This window comes from Parabacteroides sp. KHUB-02 (assembly GCF_056640955.1).
This window is the reverse complement of record NZ_JBWQEV010000001.1, coordinates 1,022,180-1,042,664: the sequence shown is the minus strand read 5'-3', so window position 1 is coordinate 1,042,664 and position 20,485 is coordinate 1,022,180. Positions and strand designations below refer to the sequence as shown.

Below are 20,485 nucleotides of genomic sequence, written 5' to 3'. Positions count from 1 at the left end.
TTTTATTTTACAGGGAGTTTACATATTCCGTTAATGCCTCGACATCTTTCTTGGAGACCTTTTTATCGATACCATGCTTATGGACCTCGAACACCTCTTCCATGGTAGCCGCACGCCCATCAAACAGATAAGGAGCCGTACGCCAAACCTCAATCAAAGTAGGAGTGTCCCACCCTTTCTCAAATTCGATATCCTCGCCGATACGGTGCATCTTCATATCCGTATAATAAGGACCGCTATGACACTCGCCACATTTCAGTTTCTCAAACACCTTTCTTCCCTCTTTCGCCTTATCCGATAATTCCCCATTTACTAAATACGGACTAGGCACCGGACGCAAGGATTTCATATAAGCGTCCACACATTTCGCCATTTCCTCTTCTGGCTCAAAAAACTGGATGAACTTAAAACCGGCACGTACCGCATATTCCGCACTCTCACGAACACCCGAGATCATGCTTGGGGGAGTCACATGCGAATACAACATGCTCTTACAATTCTTCGAGTTACCAACTCCATCATTCATCAAGTCCCAGTTCATCCCGTCCGTACGGGCATCCCCCGGATGGCAACCATTACAACTCTGCCAGCCTTGATAACAATGATTCGCATCGTTAAAATATTTCTCGCCCTTGTTCTCCGGCGTTTCCGTACGACCCGGATTCATGTCGGTAGCCGTTACCTCCAATGTATTTATATCGACGATATTCAAAATATCGGCGAAATAAGTAGGGATTATCAACTTATCTCCCGAAAATATAAAATTTCGAGGACCGTTTCCTTGTAAGGGAACTCGCTCACGAAGTCCATACAAGAAATTCAAGTCGTAATCCAGACGGCTCTTATCCTTATAAGACTCAAACTTCGCCAACATCGCCGGATGATCGATCACGCTTACCTCATGCGTACCGCTATGCGTGATAAAGATATGCTTGTCATCGCAAGCGATACTCCAGATACCGGCAGCGCCACGATCCGGCTCGTCCACCAATACCGCCCCAACGAATTCCTGCTTCGCCACATCGATCACGCTGAAAGCACTCGTGTTCATCCAACCTTGTTGAAGCTGGGAAGTAGGCACCGTGAATCGTCCCAAGTTATGAGACACGTATATATATTTCCCGTCCGGCGTGATGCACATCCCCCGTAAGGCATTGCTACCATTCGCCAATTGGATATCTTTCACTTTCGTAAACCCATCCATCTCGATTACCGATACGCAAGCGGCCACCACATCCACGTCCGCCCGTTGTGCGGGCAGGAAATTCGTAACAAACATATACTTGCCATCCTTGCTGAATACCGCCGATTTAGGCTCACGCAACACTTTCACGCTCCGGACTACCTTACGCATCACCGGATCTACCTCGACCACCGAATTATCGAACTGATTACATACATATATATGTTTCTTATCCGGCCCGAACATCGGATGGCAGGCTCCCGATCCCGTCGGTATGGCCGCTTCCACCCTACCCGATTCCAAGGAAAGAACTTGTAGGCGGCCGGTGTTCTCGAAGGTCGTCACATACACCTTATCCCCATCCGGAAGCAATCCGGTCGGGATCTCATCAAACGGAAACGAATGAAGCAAGCTCTTACCGTCCGCTGAAAAGATATCCAGATGTCTCGTTCCTTTCTGTGTCATTAATAGCTCCCCCTTTGCGTTCAATACGGCATCCGTAGTAAAGAAAGGTGGGTTGCCGGCTGAAGCGAGAGAAACGCAACAGCCGACAAGACAAGCCACCAATGAGTTTTTTATCAAGTATTTTCGTGTGTTCATGGTATATTTTGTATTCCTTATTTTCTAAATCCTAGTTCGTTCGAGATTACCCCGGCAACCTCCTTGATCGCCTTCACCGTATTTTTCACCACCTCTTTCGATAAGCGGTCTTTCGGGCCGGAGATCCAAATCGCTCCACAAGGATATCCCGTATAATTAAAGATCGGGGCGCCTACACAGATCACGCCGCTCAGCTCCTCCTCATTATCCATGGCATACCCCAGTTTGCCAACCCTTTCTAATTCCTCCAGATAGGCCTCACGAGAAGTGATCGTCCGGGAATTATACCGTGTAAACGTCATGTAGGACAGGTAACGATCTCGCACCGTCTTCGGCAAATAAGCCATAATCGCCTTTCCCGGAGCCGAACAATGCAACTCAAACGGCTTTCCCGGCGACAGGACGAAGCGGAACGTATGATGTCCTTGCGCTTGTTCGATAAAAATCCCTTTCTCATCTCCCAAGACACCAAAGCAAGCGGTCTCTTTCACTTGATCACGTAAATCACGCAAATGTGGCAAGACGGTCTCTAAAAGATTGTGTTCATTCAAGGATCTGAAACCAAGAGTCAATAATTTTCGGGAAAGTTTATAGCGTTTCGTGTCTTCACTAAAATTAAGATATTCCAGCCGCACCAATGTATTCAAAATACGGTAAGCCGTGGTCTGCGATATATCGAGCGCCGACTTAATATCTTGCAATGTTTCCCCCGCCGACCGCAAGGAAAGGTACTCAAGAACCGCAATGCCCTTCTCTAAATTAGGCACTTTATAGTTCTCATCCACTTTTTCCATATTTGGTAGCGTGTTTTCCATATTTGAAATTGCGTTTCAGATTTGAATCAAATATAGCAGTGATGAATTTAAACAAGATACGAAATATGTAAAAAGGTGTTAAGTATGTTGCAGAGCATAAATATCATAGAACAAAAAAGCCGGAATCTCTTCCGGCCTTCTTTAAACGCAATGAATCTACTATTTTTATTTCTTGCAATCGCAAGTTGAGTAGGCTACTAACATCCAAACCAACTTCTCCTGTTCTTTCAGATAATCGCTCATCAAAGCGACCGTAGCCTCATCGCCTGCCTCAGATGCCAAGGAAAGAAGTTTACGCTCCTCACCGATCAGATGACCGTATGTATCAAGAATATTCTTTAACGCCTCATCACCGCAAGATACGCCTGATACCTCTTTTACACGGGCTACTTTCAAATACTCGCTGAACTTGTTCTCCGGCTCGCCTCCCAACATCAGGATACGTTCCGCCAACTCGTCAACCTTCTCGGCAGCGTTGTTGTACATATCCTCGAATTTACCATGAAGAACGAAGAAACCGTGTCCCTTAATATTCCAGTGGAAACCACGAAGGTTCGTATAGAATACTTGGTAATCCGCCAATAATTGTTTCAAGCTTGCTACTACGTTACTTACCGCTGACGCATCTAAATGAAGATAATCTAATGTTTTCATACTGCTATTTTTTAATTGTTATACTTTTCGTTTTTCTTATATTGCAAAGATATGGCAAATATAAACAACTGTCAAACAGATAATTCCTATACATATATAGATAAAATCTATATTTAAACGATCAGCAAGAAGACTTGCGATAGAACTTGGGTTTCTATTTACCCAATTTAAACTTATATCCTGCGGTAAGAGCCAAAGTATGGTAATTCGCCTCGATCGATCCTCCCTTATGCTCTTTACCTAACGATACATCATAGCCAAAATTGATAAAGCATTGTTTTATTTCCACACCTACAGTGGCACTTATCCCCCAATCAAAAGCACGAAGCCCTTCACAGGGATCATGGGTATAAAACTTAGCGGATTCTTCCGAAGCGACAGACCATCCCCCGAACATTCCTTTATCCAATACGCTTACGGCTATATAAGGGCCTACTCCAACATTCAAACGAATATCCTCAGCTAATTTGAATGAGAAATTAGCCATAATCGGTAATTGCAAGAAATTTCGTGTCACCTTATTTGAGTAATCATACGCATATCCATACGGATCATAAGTAGGTCCCGGCACTGCCCACCAATAACACCCATATCCATATCCGGGAAATTTGTCATTACTATATCCCCTTTGCGTATAATACAAACCTGACTTCAGAGAGAGAAATTCCGGCTTCAACTGATATTCCACTCCTACCCCAATCTTCCAACTCGGTTTCCAATCAACCATTGGACCCGCCTTCATCACTGTCATACCCGCTTCCGGAACTACCGACCACTGGGCTTGTACCGATATTACACCCAACATTAACACCATCGCAAATAATACAACTCTTTTCATATACTTTTTATTTTGATAAAATAATCGAACGACATATATGAATAAGACATGAAACAATAAAAAACCCCTATTGGCACCAACAGAAAAAGGCCGGAATCACTTCCGACCTTCTCCAAACGCAATGAATCACCTTTTTTACTTCTTGCAATCGCAAGTTGAATATGCTACTAACATCCAAACCAACTTCTCTTGTTCTTTCAGATAATCGCTCATCAAAGCGACCGTAGCCTCATCTCCCGCCCCGGATGCCAAGGAAAGAAGTTTACGTTCCTCATCGATCAAATGACCATACGTATCAAGAATATTCTTTAACGCCTCGTCACCACAGGACACGCCTGATACCTCTTTTACACGGGCTACTTTCAGGTACTCGCTGAACTTGTTCTCCGGCTCGCCTCCCAACATCAGGATACGTTCCGCCAACTCGTCAACCTTCTCGGCAGCGTTGTTGTACATATCCTCGAATTTACCATGAAGAACGAAGAAACCGTGTCCCTTGATATTCCAGTGGAAACCACGAAGGTTCGTATAGAATACTTGGTAGTCCGCCAATAATTGTTTCAAGCTTGCTACTACGTTACTTACCGCTGATGCGTCTAAGTGGATATAATCTAATGTTCTCATAATTGCTACTTTTTAATTTGTTATACTTTTTGCTTTTCTTGTACCACAAAGATACGGCAAGTATAAGTAGCTGTCAAACAGATAATTTTTATATCAAGATAGAGGAAATTTATTAAACTATTCCATACAATAAGTATGCAAATGACATGAATACATAAATAATTGGATACTAACATTTTAAAAAGACGATTATCATTTTCGAAAAACACGTACGTGTTTTTTTGAAAAGTCGTACATGTTTTTCGGGAAACACGTACGACTTTTTACAGAATCATACGGCAAGGAACTAGAACATACATAAAAATATACGATAAGTCTCCCTTTTTCAGGGGGCCCAAAAGCATTTCCCCCAAAATCCCCTACTCGAATTATCGCTGTGGTTTTAGAGAGCCGTAAAAGTTACTTGATAAAGAAAGAAACCGGACGAACACCTATAAAAACTTAAGCAAAAAGGTTACCTTCGCGGAAACAAGATTTCGCTTTGGAAGTACAAGAATTATTGAAACTATATGCCGCTCACCCGCAAGTGACGGCGCTGGACACCTTACTGAAAAACGATACGTCCCGCAATATATTCCTAAAGGGACTGAATGGCTCGGGTCCGGCAATGACGATCGCCTCTCTTTTTACGAAAGGAAGGGGAAGTTATGTGTGCGTGTTGAACGACCAAGAGGAAGCCGGCTATTTCTATCACGACTTGATGCAGCTTACCGCCAGCAATGAGGTATACTTCTTCCCGTCCGCTTACCGAAGGGCCATCAAGTACGGGCATGTCGATCCGGCGAACGAGATCCTGCGCACCGAGGTACTCAGCCGGTTGCAAGACCCGGACGCCTCTTTCGTGATCGTCACGTATCCGGACGCCTTGGCGGAACGAGTCGTGGCCCGGGAGGTATTGAAGGAGAATACCTTAAAGATCAGCGTGGGTGAGAAGCTGGATAATATGTTTGTCTCCGACGTGCTGGACGAGTATGGCTTCGAGCAGGTCGACTATGTATATGAGCCGGGGCAGTACGCCCTCCGTGGCAGTATCCTCGACGTTTTCTCTTTCTCCAACGAGTTTCCCTACCGTATCGACTTTTTCGGCGACGAGGTGGAGACCATCCGTACGTTCGACGTGGAGACGCAGCTCAGCAAGGAGAAACTGGACAGCATCTATATCGTACCGGAGATGAGCAAGAACGCCAAGGATAGTACTTCCTTGCTAGGCTCCCTTCCCCGGAACACCTGCATAGCGGCGAGAGATCTCGCATGGTGCAAGGAGCGCATCGGAAGCGTATGGAACGACGATCCGGTGGTAGCCGACGAGGAATCCTTCGCCGATATCGACCAGATGCGGAAGAAATTAGTCCGGGGCGAGGACTTCCTACGGGAGGTCTTGGATTTCCGTCGCATCCATTTCGGGGCACGGCCGATGGGAACGGCGGACGCTACCATCCATTTCTCTACGCAAACGCAGCCGATCTATCATAAGAATTTCGACCGGGTGAGCGAGTCGTTCCATAAATACCTCGACGAGGGCTATACATTATATATATTGAGCGATCAAGAGAAACAAGCCAACCGTATCCGGATGATTTTCGAGGATAGGGGCGACAATATCCCTTTCACCGCCGTAAACCGCACGATACACGAGGGATTCGCCGACGATACGCTACGCATCTGCTTTTTCACCGACCATCAATTGTTCGACCGCTTCCACAAGTTCAACTTGAAGAGCGATAAGGCACGAAGCGGAAAGATCACCCTTTCGCTCAAGGAGCTGAACCAGTTCTCGCAGGGGGATTATATCGTACATATCGACCATGGCGTAGGACAGTTCGGGGGATTGGTACGCACCGAGGTGAACGGTAAGATGCAAGAGGCCATCAAATTGATTTATCAGAATAACGATATTATATTCGTCAGCATCCATTCCCTGCATAAATTATCGAAATACAAGGGGAAAGAGAGCGGCGAGCCGCCTAAGTTGAGCAAGCTCGGCACAGGCGCATGGGAAAAGATGAAGGAACGTACCAAGGCGAAGGTGAAGGATATCGCCCGGGACTTGATCCTCCTCTATTCCAAACGCAAGCAAGAGACGGGTTTCGCCTACACGCCGGACAGCTTCATGCAGCATGAGCTGGAAGCCAGCTTCATCTATGAGGACACGCCGGACCAGATGAAGGCTACCGCCGAGGTCAAGGCGGATATGGAAAGTACCCGTCCGATGGACCGGTTGATTTGTGGAGACGTTGGTTTCGGAAAGACCGAGGTGGCTATCCGTGCGGCATTCAAGGCGGTATCGGACAATAAGCAGGTGGCCGTGTTGGTACCCACCACCGTACTGGCTTTCCAGCATTACCAGACGTTTTGTGAGCGCTTGAAGGATTTCCCTTGCAAGATCGATTATATCAGCCGGGCCCGTACGGCCGCGCAAATCAAGGCTACCTTGAAAGAGCTGAAAGAGGGCGAGGTGAATATCTTGATCGGCACCCACCGGATCGTCGGCAAGGATGTACGTTTCAAGGATCTGGGCTTGCTTATCATCGACGAGGAGCAGAAGTTCGGGGTATCCGTCAAGGAGAAGCTTCGGCAGCTGAAGGTGAACGTGGACACCTTGACAATGACGGCCACCCCGATCCCCCGTACCCTACAGTTCTCCTTGATGGGGGCCCGGGATCTTTCCAGCATCACCACGCCACCGCCCAACCGTTATCCCGTGCAGACGGAGGTGGAGCGTTTCAACCCCGATATCATCCGGGAAGCGATCAATTTCGAGATGAGCCGGAACGGGCAGGTATTCTTCATCAACAACCGTATCCAGAACATTTACGAGATGGAAGCCTTGGTACGGCGGGAAGTCCCCGACGCACGGGTAGCCGTGGGGCACGGGCAGATGGAGCCGGAGAAGCTGGAAAAGATCATCCTCGATTTCGTGAATTATGAGTATGACGTATTGATAGCCACCAGTATCGTGGAGAGCGGCATCGACGTGCCTAACGCCAATACGATCATCATCAACAACGCCCAGCAATTCGGGCTTAGCGACCTCCATCAGCTACGCGGACGGGTGGGACGAAGCAATCGGAAAGCCTTCTGCTACCTCCTTTCCCCGCCCCTCACCTCGCTGACGCAGGAGGCACGGCGCAGGTTGCAAGCGATCGAGAACTTCTCCGAGCTGGGTAGCGGTATCCATATCGCCATGCAAGACCTCGATATCCGGGGGGCCGGCAATATGTTGGGGGCTGAGCAAAGCGGTTTCATAGCGGATCTGGGTTACGAGACGTACCAGAAGATCTTGGAGGAGGCGGTAGACGAGTTGAAAAGCGAGGAATTCGCCGATCTTTACGCCGATAACACCGAAGGGCACCGGGATACGGGCAGCGAGTACGTCCGGGAGACCTATATCGAGAGCGATCTGGAATTGATGTTCCCTCCCACCTACATCCCCAACGACTCGGAACGTATTTCCCTATACCGGGAGTTGGATAATATGGAGGAGGAACGTGACATCCTCGCCTTTACGGAGCGCCTGAAAGACCGCTTTGGCAAGATACCGAAGGAGGGCAAGGAGTTGATCCGGATCGTGCGCCTCCGCCGCATGGCCAAGAAACTGGGCATGGAGAAAGTGGTCCTGAAGAAAGGGCAGATGAGCCTCTTCTTGGTGAATAACCCGGACAGCCCGTATTACCAAAGCGAGGCGTTCGGCAAGCTGCTGGGCTTCATCCAAAAGCATCCCCGTGAATGCAACCTCCGGGAGCAGAATGGCAAGCGAAGCATCGTGATCAAGAACGTCCCTACGGTGGAAGCGGCATGCGGCTACCTGCAAGAGATGGAAAAAATAAACTCAACCAACTTTTGACACATCCTCTTACAAACACGAAAAGATATGGAAAAGAAAACGATTATAGACCTTTTTGAGAGTTCAGCCAAGCGATTCCCGAGTAATCCTTTTTTATGGGAGAAGACGGGCAAGCGATTCGAGCCAACCACTTACGCCGAGGTTCGCGACCTCGTCTATGAGGAAAGCGCCGGCCTCATATCGCTGGGTGTGCGAAAGGGGGATAATATGGCTTTACTGAGCGAAGGGCGCAACGCGTGGATCATCGGCGAGCTGGCCATGTTCTACGCCGGGGCGACGAACGTGCCCCTATCGATCAAGCTGGAGGAGGCGAACGACCTCTTATTCCGCCTCGTCCACGCCGACGTGAAATATATCATGGTATCGGGCCAGCAACTCAAGAAAATCCGGGCGATCAAGGATAAGCTCCCCGCCGTACGGAAGATCATCGTACTCGACGAGCAAGCGGAATACCAAGACCGTGAGATGCCGCTGTCCGAGATACGCCGGATGGGGAAGGTCTATCTGGGTATTCATCCGCTAGAGGAGTTCTTGGCGATCGGGCAATCGCTGGGCAACGATGATTACGCCACCATCACCTATACCTCCGGCACGACCGCCGATCCGAAAGGCGTGATCCTCACCCACCGCAACTATACGGCGAACGTGGAGCAAGCGCTCACTTGCGTGGATATAGACGATACGTGGCGTACGCTGGTGATCCTCCCGTTGGACCATTGCTTCGCCCACGTGGTAGGATTCTACATCTTCATGTCGAAGGGGGCCTCGGTAGCGACCGTGCAGGTAGGGCGCACCGGTATGGAGACCTTGAAGAATATCCCTATCAATATAAAGGAGTTCAAGCCGTACCTGATATTAAGTGTCCCCGCCTTGGCGAAGAACTTCAAGAAGAATATCGAGCAGGGTATCCGAGCGCGAGGCAAGAACGCCGTCCGCCTTTTCAACCTAGCCTTACGGATCGGTTATATCTATAACGGGGATAGCGACGAGGAGGAAGGAAAAGGTTTCCGCGTCCTCTTGAAGCCACTGGTCCGTTTGTTCGACAAGCTATTGTTCGCGAAAGTCCGTGAGAACTTCGGGGGCGAGCTGAAGTTCTTTATCGGAGGGGGCGCCTTGCTGGATAAGGACTTGCAGAAGTTCTATTACGCCTTGGGAATCCCGATGTACCAAGGATACGGGCTGAGCGAGGCGACACCGATCATCTCGACCAACGGCCCCCGCCGCCATACCTTCGGCAGTAGCGGCGTATTGGTGCGGCCCCTCGACCTAAAGATCTGCGACATGGACGGCAACGTACTTCCTCCGGGGGAGAAAGGCGAGATCGTCATCCGGGGAGAGAACGTGATGGCCGGCTACTGGAAGAACCCGGCATCGACGGCCGATACCGTAAAGGAGGGTTGGCTGTACACCGGGGATATGGGATATATGCGTGACGGGCTTCTTTATGTGTTGGGGCGTTTCAAGAGCCTGCTGATCGGAAGCGACGGGGAGAAATACAGTCCGGAGGGTATAGAGGAGGCCTTGGTAGAGCATTCCTCTTGCATCGACCAGCTGATCCTATACAATAACCAGAGTCCGTACACGACCGCCCTGTTGGTCCCTAACAAAGAACGGTTGAGGAAGCATCTGGCCCACCAGAATCTGGACCTCACGAGCGATCAAGGCCGGGAAGAGGCCATCCGTATCATCCAGCGCCAGATCGACCGTTTCCGCAAGGGAGGCGACCTGTCTAGTATGTTCCCGGACCGTTGGTTGCCGACCACCTTCGCCATCCTCCCCGAGCCTTTCACCGAGCAAAACGGCATGGTAAACAGCACCATGAAGATCGTCCGGGGCAAGGTAGAGAAAGCCTACGCCGCCCGTATCGCCCAGCTCTATACCCCCGAGGGGAAGAACCCGCAGAACAAGTGGAACAAGGAGGCGTTGTAGAGACGCGGCGTGCTCGCCTACTCCATGCACCCCCGAGAAGGCTCCCTAAGCACGAAGCAGTATTACAACCCGGAATATTATCCGTTCTTGGTTCCTACGTTAGATGACAATGGCAAGCAGATCGGGGATCTGGTACAGCCTGAGGGCGGCACGCGTATCATCGTGATCAAGAAGAAATGATTTATCGGCGAGGCCCGGCCACCAAGGTTGGGCCTCGCATTTTTTACAGATTTGACCTCGCGCCCGATATAAGTCCCATTTCAAATTTGAAATTCCACCTCGCACCCGATGTAAGCCCAGTCTCAAACTTGAAATTCCGTTTCACACCCAATGTAAGCCCCATTTCAAATTTGAAATTCCACCTCGCGTCCAATGCAAGCCCAGTTTCAAAATTGAAATTCCGTTTCGCACCCAATGTAGGCCCCATTTCAAAATTGAAATTCCATTTCATGCCCGATGTAAGCCCGAATATATGAAAAATGCGATAGGTTTTGGTGGCTGGATCCCAAAATTATCATACCTTTAGCACTGTAAAACGGATCTAGCGATCCTCCTAAAATTTTCAGATATGGAAAAAATAACCAAGGTGAATATTATTTATTTACAGAGATTGAACAACGCCGAGTACCGAACCTTCATGGCCCGCTACGGGAACCTGCTCGCGGGTGGCGGAGGCGACTCGGAATCTCCCGACGAGATCAGCTTCGACCCGAACGACCCGCTGGGCATCCCCCAAGAACTTCGTACGGCCTTCGCCACCGATTTCGCCCTGCTGACCGACGCCGTGAACCAATCCTCGGCCAGCGAGGAGACCGCGCAGATGTCCGCCCTCGACAAGGAGAGGGATGATCTCTTGATCTTCATTACTTCCACTATTACCCAAATGACGAAAAGCCCGCTGGCGGCGCAACGCACGGCGGCCGAGAAGCTATACCTTCCCGTGAAACCCTACATCGGAGCCGCGCGCCTCGCCAACTTGCAGGAGACGGCCGCCATCGAGGGCTTGCTGGTAGACCTCGACAAGGCTGGGATGCCCGAGGCGCTGGCGGCGATCAACCTCACCGAGGTAGTAGCAGCGCTGAAAGAGAAGAACAAGCAATACGCCACGCTCACCGAGCAACGCGCCAACGCCAAGGCGGACGACCCCGTAGAGAGCGCCAAGAAAATCCGCCTACGCATGGACGAGGAATACGACGAGATGTCCACCTACGCCTTTGCGCAAAGCGTGGTGAAGCCCACTCAAGAGACCGCCGCCTTCATCAGCCGCCTCAACGCGCTGGTCGACGAGACGAACGCCCTCTACAACCAACGCATAGCGCAGGCGAGGGCCGCAGCCGCCAAGAAACAAGAAGGCGACAAGCCCGCTACCGACAGCGACTCGCCATCAGAGATATAAAATAATGAAGATCTTTTTCGTTAAATAATGAAGCTCGCGTTTTCTACCGCCGGGTTTCCCATCGAGCGGTGGGAAACCCGGTGATTAATGATTATTAATAGCCTCTCCCCCCTCCCTCCCACGAAAAAAACATACCTTTGCCAACAGTATTATCCGTGAAGGAATAACGAGACATTTACATGATAAGATCTATTCGCTATATCACTTTGCTAGTCCTGTTACAATTCGTGACCGGCATTTCCGTCCTATACGCCCAGAGCATAACTTCCGCGTCCGGAATCGTGAGAGACTCCGTAAGCGGGGAACCCCTATCCTACGTATCCGTCATGTTCGAGAACTCGACGATCGGGGCGATGACCGACGATGACGGGGCTTTCAGCCTCCAGAATGACAAAGGACTTACCCGGCTGGTCGTATCCTCGCTTGGATATGACAATAAGGTCGTAAACCTAAAGGCGGGGCAAAAGAACAACGCCCTCAACGTGCTCCTCCGGCCTACCTCGTTCGAGATTGCCGAGGTAGTCGTCAAGCCTAAACGTGAGAAATATTCCCGCAAGGACAATCCCGCCGTGGAACTGATCAAGAAAGTCATAGAGCATAAGAACGACAACCGCATCGAGGCGAAGGACGAGTACCAAAGCGAGGTGTACGAGAAGCTCAGCATGTCGCTGGACGACTTCAACCCCAATCTCGAGAAGAATAAGTTCCTGAAGAAATTCAAGTTCATCAAGAACTATCTGGATACCTCGGAGTTCAACGGGAAACCGATCCTGACGATCTCCGTCCGTGAGACGATCTCCGACCAATACTACCGCAAACATCCCAAGGCGGAGAAGACGATCACCAAGGCCAAGCGCCAGCAGGGTATCGACAAGACCTTGGACGATGGAGGCGCCATCACCGCCAACCTTGAGGAGATATTCAAGGGCGTCAATATCTTCGACAACAATATCAATATCTTGTTGAACCGTTTCGTGAGCCCGCTGTCTTCCACGCTGGCCGTCTCCTATTACAAATATTATATCATGGATACGGTGGACGTTGCCGGAGATAAATGTGTGGATCTCGCCTTCGTGCCCGTAAACAGCCAGAGCTATGGTTTCACGGGCCGCTTGTACATCACGCTGGACGGTAATTACGCCGTCAAGAAATTCCTCTTGAACACCCCGGCGAACATCAACCTCAACTGGGTGGACAAGCTCCGGATCGAGCAAGAGTTCAAGCGGATGCCGGATAGCACTTGGGTGCTCGCCAACGAGAATACCTACGTTAATTTCTATATCGTAAAAGGGGCGCAACAGCTCTATGCCCACCAGCTAAGGAATTTCGATAAGTATCAGTTCGACGTGCAGAACGCCGACTCGATCTTCGGCCTTCTCGGCCCGATCCATGAGTTGCCCGAAGCCACCGCCCAGACCGACACCTTCTGGATACACAACCGCCATGTCCCCTTGAAAGAGAAAGAGAGCGCCTTGGACGACTTGCTGGCGCAACTCCGCAAGGTACCGGCTTTCAACGTGATCATCAAGACCGCCGAGATATTGATCACCGGTTATATCCCGACCACGGCGGACAAGGATAAGAGCAAGTTCGATTTCGGACCGATGAATACCACGTTCAGCGCCAACCATCTGGAGGGCTTCCGCATGCGTGTGGGAGGTATGACGACGGCAAACCTCAACCCGCACTGGTTCGGTAGCGGTTATCTGGCCTATGGCGTAAACGACCGTAAGCTAAAGTATAACGCCAAGCTGACGTATAGCGTGAACAAGAAGAAATATCACGAGGGAGAAAGCCCGGTGAACAACATCTCTGCGATCCAAGAGTACGACGTATATACGCCCGGTCAGGACTTCCTCTTCACCAGCAAGGATAATATGTTCGTGGCATGGAAGGTAGGCGAGCCCATCACCATGATGCAATACATCCGCAAGACCATGCTCCAGTACCAGAAGGAATGGCTGAATGGCCTGACCCTTACCACTTGGGCACGTAACGAGAACAACGAGGCGGCCGGAACGCTCCGCTACGACCGTTACAACGCCGACGGGACATTGACGAACCTAAAGAGTTTCACCAACACGGAGCTAGGGGCCCAGCTTCGTTTCGCCCCGGGCGAGCGTGCCTATAACGGACGAGAGGGTAAGAACTCGCTTTTCAACCTCTCGAAAGACGCTCCCGTATTCAAGCTATCCCATCAAATGGGATTGAAGAACGTGTTGGGGGGCGACTTCAACTACAACCATACGGAGATCAGCGCCGAGAAACGGATCTGGCTCTCTTCCTTCGGACATATCGACGCCTTGGTGACGGCGGGCAAGGTATGGGACAAGGTTCCTTTCCCCTTGCTCATCATGCCGAATACCAACCAGTCCATCACGATCCAGCCGCAAGCCTTCAACATGATGCGTGCGCTGGAGTTCGTAAGCGACCAGTATGTTTCGTTCTACTTCACGTATTATATGAAGGGATGGATCTTAAACCGTATTCCCGGCGTGAAGTGGCTACGTTTGCGTGAGGTGATATCGTTCAGCGGTTTCTACGGAGGACTGACCGATAAGAACAACCCGGCCTTGGACCCGACGGGACTATACCGTTTCCCCGAGGGAACCTCGCCGATGGGCCGTACACCTTACCTAGAGGCCAGCGTAGGTCTGGAGAACATCTTCAAGATATTACGGATCGATTATTACCGCCGGTTGACGTATCTGGACCAACCGAATATCAAGAAGGGGGGCGTGCGTATAGCGCTGCGGTTCTCCTTCTAAGAGAAGGGACGTAGAGAATTGACAGTTGACAGTTAATTTAAGAGAGATAAGAAAAAATGGGGGAGTTGGAACGCAGACCGAACGCTTGGGCGTTGACACCGCTGGTGGTATTCTTATTGACTTATTTGGTGGTATCTATCGTGGCGGGAGATTTCTATAAGATGCCGATAACGGTAGCCTTCGTCATCTCCTCGATCGTAGCGATAGCGATCTCCAAGGGAGGCAAATTAAGCAACCGCATCGAGCAGTTCTGCCGGGGGGCGGCCAACAGTAATATCATGCTGATGGTATTGATCTTCATCCTCGCCGGTGCCTTCGCGCAGACCGCCAAGGCGATGGGTGCCGTAGACGCTACCGTGAATCTGGCGATGTCCATCCTGCCCGGCAACCTGTTGGCGGCCGGAATCTTCCTAGCCGCTTGCTTCATATCCATCTCGGTAGGTACGTCGGTGGGCACGATCGTGGCCTTGGCCCCGGTAGCCGTCGGTATAGCGGACAAGACGGGGATGCCGGACGCCCTTATGCTGGGTGTCGTGGTGAGCGGCGCCATGTTCGGCGATAACCTGTCGTTCATATCCGATACGACTATCGTAGCTACCCGCACGCAGGGTTGCCAGATGTCCGATAAGTTCAAGGTGAATATCCGTATCGCCCTCCCGATAGCGATCCTGACCGGATTGATATACGTGCTGGTGGGAAGCGGCGTGGAGAACGCTTACGCCCCGGCCCCGATCGAATGGGTCAAGGTGATCCCTTATCTGGTGGTATTGGTAACCGCCGTTTGCGGGATCAATGTCATGTTGGTGCTATTCATCGGGATCGTCCTGTCCGGTATAGTAGGTCTGTGGACCGGTAGCTTCGATATCTGGGGCTGGAACGCCTCCATGGGACTAGGTATCACGAATATGGGCGAGCTGATTATCGTGACGCTTCTGGCAGGAGGCATGTTGGAGATGATCCGTTATAACGGGGGTATCGACTGGATCATCCGCAAGCTTACCTCCCGCATCCATTCCTCCAAGGGGGCCGAGATGAGCATAGCGGCCTTGGTAAGTTTCGCCAACCTCTGCACGGCCAACAATACGATCGCCCTCATCATGGCCGGCCCGATCGCCAAAGATATAGCGGACCGGTTCAAGATAGATCCCCGCCGCAGCGCCAGCCTATTGGATATCTTCTCTTGCTTCGTACAGGGAATCATCCCCTACGGCGCCCAGATGTTGATGGCCGCCGGACTCGGGCATGTCTCCCCTATCGAGATCATGCAATATCTTTACTACCCGTATCTATTGGGGGCAGGCGCCTTATTGGCGATCTTATTCAATTATCCGAGGAAATATACGGTAAATTAAATGGATAAACATTATCTTTGCTCACAGTACTCATTTAAAGAATAAGGAGGATCCGTATGACAACTATGGAATTAAGGGCAGACATCTTCGAGAATCTTAATTTCCTGCTAGATAACGAAGAGGCGATGACACAGCTGAAAAAATATCTGTGCCAGCTGCGAAATAAAGTCGAACGGGACAGCCCTTGTAAATATGACGTTGACGAATTGACACAACGTGTACGCCAAGGTGTACAAGATGCCCGCCAAGGCCTAGGACAAAGTCACGACGACCTAGTAAAAGAAGCCGAAGCATGGTAAAAATAAAATGGCAGAAAAATGCCAAGCAAGATTTATTTGACATCTGCAAATATTACCGTTCGGTAAAGCATAGTCCCCAAACTGCCGACAATATAAAGAAGGCCCTGTTTGATGCCGCACGTACACTGGAAATGTTCCCGGATCAAGGAGCGAGAGAACCGGCGTTGACGGATAATGAGGTTTGTTTCAGATACCTTGTTGTCAAACACCATTATAAATTAATTTACTTCCACGAGAAAGATACCTGTCATATCGTTGCGGTTTGGGATTGCCGTAATAATCCCACACTATTACAAGATAAGCTTGGAGAAGAATAAATAAGACGTACAGATCCTCTATGTGAAAACACAATAGTATTCAAAGCAAAAAGACTATTGTGTCCGGGATTGAATACTATTGTGTTCGCTGATGAATACTACTGTGTTCAGGTGGGAACACGGTAGTGTTTGGGAGCGATGGGAATACCGCTGTCGGATTAGCCGAACAAATCCAGCGTAAGCTGCTTCTTCGCGGCTTCCAGTTTACGAAGATGCCGCTTGCCTTGAGGGGTGACGATCTCCATCTTATCGAAACGGGTACGTATCACCGTAGTCACGGTATAGCTCACGTTGACCACCTCTCCTAGCTCCGACAGACGGCGGGCGATCTCCAAGACGCAATCGATGCACATACCGCTCGTGAACGAGATCTTGTCCTCGAACATCTGTTTCTTGAAATCCTCATCTTGCATATAGAAATCGATCGTCTCGCCTCCCTTGTTGTAGATACCTTTCCACCGATACTTACTGTCTTTCAGTACCGGCGAGATGATCTCTATCGTGGCCTTATTATCCTTGACCGTAGGCAGATCGTCGCTACGCAAGATAAAATAATCGAACTGGTCCCGTTTCACCTCCAGCGAACCGGAACGGTTGCGATCCTTCTCGTTCAACTCACGTACCGAGATTTTCGTCACCTTCGGATACCCTTTCAAAGCCTCGTAGAAATTAGACTTACACTTACAGAAACGGGGCGAGGCGTTCAACAGGTCGATCAAGCGGTGTGAAGGCGTAGCCCCCGGAGTCTTCAGCCGTAGTTCACGGCGTAACTTGGACAGCTCATGCTGCATCTCCTCCTCGTCCGCCGGCGTACGATCCATCAGCGGTTGTCCACCTACCGACAAGGAAGGACGGGTCAATATCTGCATCACCAAGTTCAACACGATAGAGATAGAGCGGCTACTCTCCCCAGCCACGCCCAGCTTCTCACGGAAACCACCCTCCTTATCGTAAGGCTCGTTGTAAACCGTCAGCTTCACGTCCAGCATATCCGCCAAGGAACGTATCAGCGTAAGAATCTCCTTCTCACACCGGTGCTTGGTCATGGCATCCATATAATTGGATTTATTATTAAAGGAATAACGTATCTCCAGCTTATTCGCGAATTTTAGAATAGAGTCACTCATTTGTTTCTAGTTTTTCGGTTCTTCTTTCGGTTTACGATCAAAAAACGGGTTCTTCGACGAGGCGCTGACCGGTATCGCCATCACGCATTTACAGTCTCCCAACAGCCCCAGTCGTTGGGCCGCCAAGCCGGCGCTGAACATGACACGAGTATCCACACGCAGGTCCGCCGCCGTAGCGCAAGCCGAGCCGATAGCGATACCCAGATCGACGGAATTAATAGCGCACGGAACCAAGTCCGGCTTCTCCACGCAGGTATCGAAACCACAATGGGCGCAGTTCAAGCCTTGTACTTTCTGGGAGGTACCGATAATCACCACGGCATCGGCACTCTTTATATTCTCGGCGTCACGGAGCAGGAACTTGAATCCGGTCTCGGCCGCTATCTGGATCATCTCATCGGACAAGCGCAAGATATCCCCATCCGTCACCATCGCTATCTCTATGATATCAATACCCTTGCCTTTAGGAGCCGTGCGAGCGGCTGTCATCATACGGCGTGCGGCCTGTAACACAAGCTCATGCCTGATTTCTCTTTCGTTCTGTATCATATCCTTCTAAATTCAGTGAAACAAAATTAAGCAAAATATACGAAACCAAGGCAAACATATGAGGATAGAATTCATAATTCAAGATTAGTCATTCGGTCCGTGGCCTTAAAGGGATAAGCCGGGTATTCATAAATACTGAAGCGAGGCTCCGTCTCTCCCTCACAATAATTCCAGATCGTACGGTACTCATTGACATCCTCGCCCATCTCCTTCAATTGCCTAAGGTAAGCGGCCACGGATTTATTCTCCACGATATAAACCTCACCCATTTGATCGATAATCGGGCTATGCCGACGGCTCCCGTCGTGATCGAACTTAAGAATCCGCTTTCCCTCGGAAGTCAGGCCTATGGTATGGAAAGTCATGCTCTTACCAATAGCGGGCAAGTTCAATACATTACGATCCGTACCTGCGAACAACAACCCGTTTTCCTTCAGGAAACGAACCAAACGCTTGCCTAAAGGACGTTGGTTACGGATCATATCATACAACTCCGCCTGTTTCTCCTCCGGCACCTGCCCGAAGATCTTCTCCTCACGAGCCTCTTGCAACGAGCGGCTATTCGGGGTGTAAACCGCATAATTCTCCAGGAATCCTTTCACGGAGAACGTATAATAGCAAACCACCCCAAGGGCGTTTAAGGTCTGCCGTAATTTCGCCGTATGTCCCTTACGGGAAGCCGAAACCGTATATACCAACTGATTCGTGATCGTCCAGCCCGCCGCCAAGATCGCCTCGATAGCGTGCCTCGCCTCCGGTGTCACCTCTAGTGGAGACTGGAAATGCGTTTGTATATAGAACTGGCTCACGCCGATAGCGGAAGCCTTCTCCTTGAACTCCCTCAATATACCGACCAACTCATCGGTCACACGCAGCGGAAGATAAGCCAGCAACCGGGAACCTAGCCGTACCCGTTGCAACTCGGCGTACTTCTCGCCCTCCGGACGGCTCTCGTTCGCCTTCCGTTTCCGCACCGCCATCTTATATACCGCCTCCAATATCTTACGCAAGGTAGCGTTCTGGCTCATCAAGGCATCCCCGCCCGTTATCAGGATATCCCGTAGCTGGGCGTCTTCCTCGAAATAACGCATCAGACGACGTAACTTCCGGTCCCAACTCTCCTTAGGCTTCAGGGCCTCGAAATCGAAATTCAACCGCTCGCTCTGGAAATCATACATGCGCTGGCAAGAAGCGCACAATCCACCGCAGGCACGCCCCATCGAATCGGGGATCAAGATCGCCACCTCCGGATACCTCCGGTGTATATTATGTCCCTCCGGCAATAGCCAACCCGCCGCATTCGGCTCATCGGCAACGACCATGTCTTCCTTTTCCCACGCCTTAATGCTTCCATACGTATCTACCAGCTCGTTCGAGTACATGATGTACGATCGCACCGTAGCGTCGTCATACCCCTCATGTTCTATATTTAATAGGGAAAGATAATAAGGAGTCACAAAAAAGGGCATCCCCTTCTTTTTGGCACGGGCCAATAAGCTCATCGTCTCGTCCGACAGGGAATATCCCAAAAAGAAGTTCAATTCCGTAGGACTCTTGATCGCCATCGACAAATGGAAACGAGCGGTATTCCACCATTCACGTACCCGGGCCTCTTTCTCCTCATAGGAGATGCCCTCGGCGAACTGAAAACGTGACGAAGGGCTATGGCGTCTTTCTATCTTCTTGATCAAGCAAGAGATGATACGCTCCTTGTTCCTCTCACGGATAGCGATTACCTCCGGGTCAAGCCCGGTCGGCCAACGGCTCATCTGCCTTTTCACCAATGCCCGGTCCGGTAGGATCTCAACCGGATATTCCAATAAATCAAACTGATGGTATAGGTCAATGAATAAATCAGGAGAGACCTCATTTTCCAAATGGCCGATCAGGAACTGCCAAAGATAAGTGACCGTCCGCACCGGAAGACGCTCGCCCGTAGACAGCTCGTCCACGAAAGTATCATCATGCTCAATCAAAAGAAGGATACGTCTCGCCACCGCCATTCCTACGTTTTCTTGGGTACTTTCCTTTTCCGTGAGCCGGGATAAAATAAGAGAACGCAAAGCATCCTTAAAATACTTTGCGTTCTCACTTTCTTCCGCTAAGGTCACCAACCAAGGGAAGCTCTGATTATATACTTTTTTTAGTTTAGAAATGTCGGATACAAGATGTTCTTTTTTTATCATAAGC

Annotated in this window: 16 protein-coding genes; 8 read left to right on the top strand and 8 right to left on the bottom strand. The window is 50.1% G+C overall.

Features of this window, described 5'->3' with window-relative positions:
• Positions 1 to 7 precede the first annotated feature (7 nt).
• The 5 genes from ACYIA1_RS04515 to ACYIA1_RS04495 all read right to left on the bottom strand — a co-directional run bounded on the left by ACYIA1_RS04515 (position 8) and on the right by ACYIA1_RS04495 (position 4,714).
• Positions 8 to 1,783, bottom strand: a complete 1,776-nt coding sequence (locus ACYIA1_RS04515; RefSeq protein ID WP_480334522.1) for a cytochrome D1 domain-containing protein — start codon at positions 1,781 to 1,783, stop codon at positions 8 to 10.
• Between the two features lie 17 nt (positions 1,784 to 1,800).
• Entirely contained in the window at positions 1,801 to 2,598 is a 798-nt protein-coding gene (locus ACYIA1_RS04510) for an IclR family transcriptional regulator (RefSeq protein WP_005863050.1), read from the bottom strand.
• A 165-nt stretch (positions 2,599 to 2,763) separates the two neighbouring features.
• Positions 2,764 to 3,252, bottom strand: a complete 489-nt coding sequence (locus ACYIA1_RS04505; protein ID WP_008772444.1) for a Dps family protein — start codon at positions 3,250 to 3,252, stop codon at positions 2,764 to 2,766.
• Between the two features lie 154 nt (positions 3,253 to 3,406).
• Complete coding sequence (locus tag ACYIA1_RS04500; RefSeq protein ID WP_005863056.1) at positions 3,407 to 4,090, bottom strand: porin family protein; 684 nt, start codon at positions 4,088 to 4,090, stop codon at positions 3,407 to 3,409.
• A gap of 135 nt (positions 4,091 to 4,225) precedes the next feature.
• Positions 4,226 to 4,714, bottom strand: coding sequence for a Dps family protein (locus tag ACYIA1_RS04495; RefSeq protein WP_005863058.1), 489 nt, complete (start codon positions 4,712 to 4,714; stop codon positions 4,226 to 4,228).
• Between the two features lie 481 nt (positions 4,715 to 5,195).
• Between ACYIA1_RS04495 and mfd the strand changes: the two genes are divergently transcribed.
• From mfd to ACYIA1_RS04455, 8 genes are all read left to right on the top strand, one after another.
• A complete protein-coding gene (gene mfd / locus ACYIA1_RS04490) occupies positions 5,196 to 8,558 on the top strand; it encodes a transcription-repair coupling factor (protein ID WP_122377546.1) in 3,363 nt (1,120 codons plus the stop codon).
• Between the two features lie 27 nt (positions 8,559 to 8,585).
• Positions 8,586 to 10,487 (top strand): AMP-dependent synthetase/ligase, encoded by a 1,902-nt coding sequence (locus ACYIA1_RS04485; RefSeq protein WP_288655650.1) that lies wholly within the window; start codon positions 8,586 to 8,588, stop codon positions 10,485 to 10,487.
• Positions 10,488 to 10,511: 24 nt separating this feature from the next.
• A complete protein-coding gene (locus ACYIA1_RS04480; RefSeq protein ID WP_162613644.1) occupies positions 10,512 to 10,667 on the top strand; it encodes a hypothetical protein in 156 nt (51 codons plus the stop codon).
• A gap of 388 nt (positions 10,668 to 11,055) precedes the next feature.
• Entirely contained in the window at positions 11,056 to 11,883 is an 828-nt protein-coding gene (locus ACYIA1_RS04475; RefSeq protein ID WP_122144204.1) for a DUF6261 family protein, read from the top strand.
• Positions 11,884 to 12,062: 179 nt separating this feature from the next.
• The gene (locus ACYIA1_RS04470) at positions 12,063 to 14,651 is read left to right on the top strand and encodes a DUF5686 and carboxypeptidase-like regulatory domain-containing protein (RefSeq protein ID WP_480334517.1); all 2,589 of its coding nucleotides are present in this window, start codon (positions 12,063 to 12,065) and stop codon (positions 14,649 to 14,651) included.
• A gap of 56 nt (positions 14,652 to 14,707) precedes the next feature.
• Complete coding sequence (locus tag ACYIA1_RS04465; protein ID WP_122144203.1) at positions 14,708 to 16,003, top strand: Na+/H+ antiporter NhaC family protein; 1,296 nt, start codon at positions 14,708 to 14,710, stop codon at positions 16,001 to 16,003.
• A gap of 56 nt (positions 16,004 to 16,059) precedes the next feature.
• Positions 16,060 to 16,302, top strand: a complete 243-nt coding sequence (locus tag ACYIA1_RS04460; RefSeq protein WP_122144202.1) for a hypothetical protein — start codon at positions 16,060 to 16,062, stop codon at positions 16,300 to 16,302.
• Positions 16,296 to 16,619: a type II toxin-antitoxin system RelE/ParE family toxin gene (locus tag ACYIA1_RS04455; RefSeq protein ID WP_146374808.1), complete on the top strand. Its 324-nt coding sequence runs from the start codon at positions 16,296 to 16,298 to the stop codon at positions 16,617 to 16,619. The genes ACYIA1_RS04460 and ACYIA1_RS04455 overlap by 7 nt, the downstream gene beginning before the upstream one ends.
• A 158-nt stretch (positions 16,620 to 16,777) precedes the next feature.
• Here ACYIA1_RS04455 and ACYIA1_RS04450 read toward each other — a convergent pair whose 3' ends face one another.
• The 3 genes from ACYIA1_RS04450 to ACYIA1_RS04440 all read right to left on the bottom strand — a co-directional run bounded on the left by ACYIA1_RS04450 (position 16,778) and on the right by ACYIA1_RS04440 (position 20,481).
• On the bottom strand, positions 16,778 to 17,746 hold the full coding sequence (locus ACYIA1_RS04450; RefSeq protein WP_057326474.1) for a hypothetical protein: 969 nt from the start codon (positions 17,744 to 17,746) through the stop codon (positions 16,778 to 16,780).
• A 6-nt stretch (positions 17,747 to 17,752) separates the two neighbouring features.
• Positions 17,753 to 18,295 (bottom strand): ferredoxin domain-containing protein, encoded by a 543-nt coding sequence (locus ACYIA1_RS04445; RefSeq protein ID WP_057326475.1) that lies wholly within the window; start codon positions 18,293 to 18,295, stop codon positions 17,753 to 17,755.
• Positions 18,296 to 18,366: 71 nt separating this feature from the next.
• A complete protein-coding gene (locus ACYIA1_RS04440) occupies positions 18,367 to 20,481 on the bottom strand; it encodes a KamA family radical SAM protein (protein ID WP_057326476.1) in 2,115 nt (704 codons plus the stop codon).
• Positions 20,482 to 20,485: the final 4 nt, after the last annotated feature.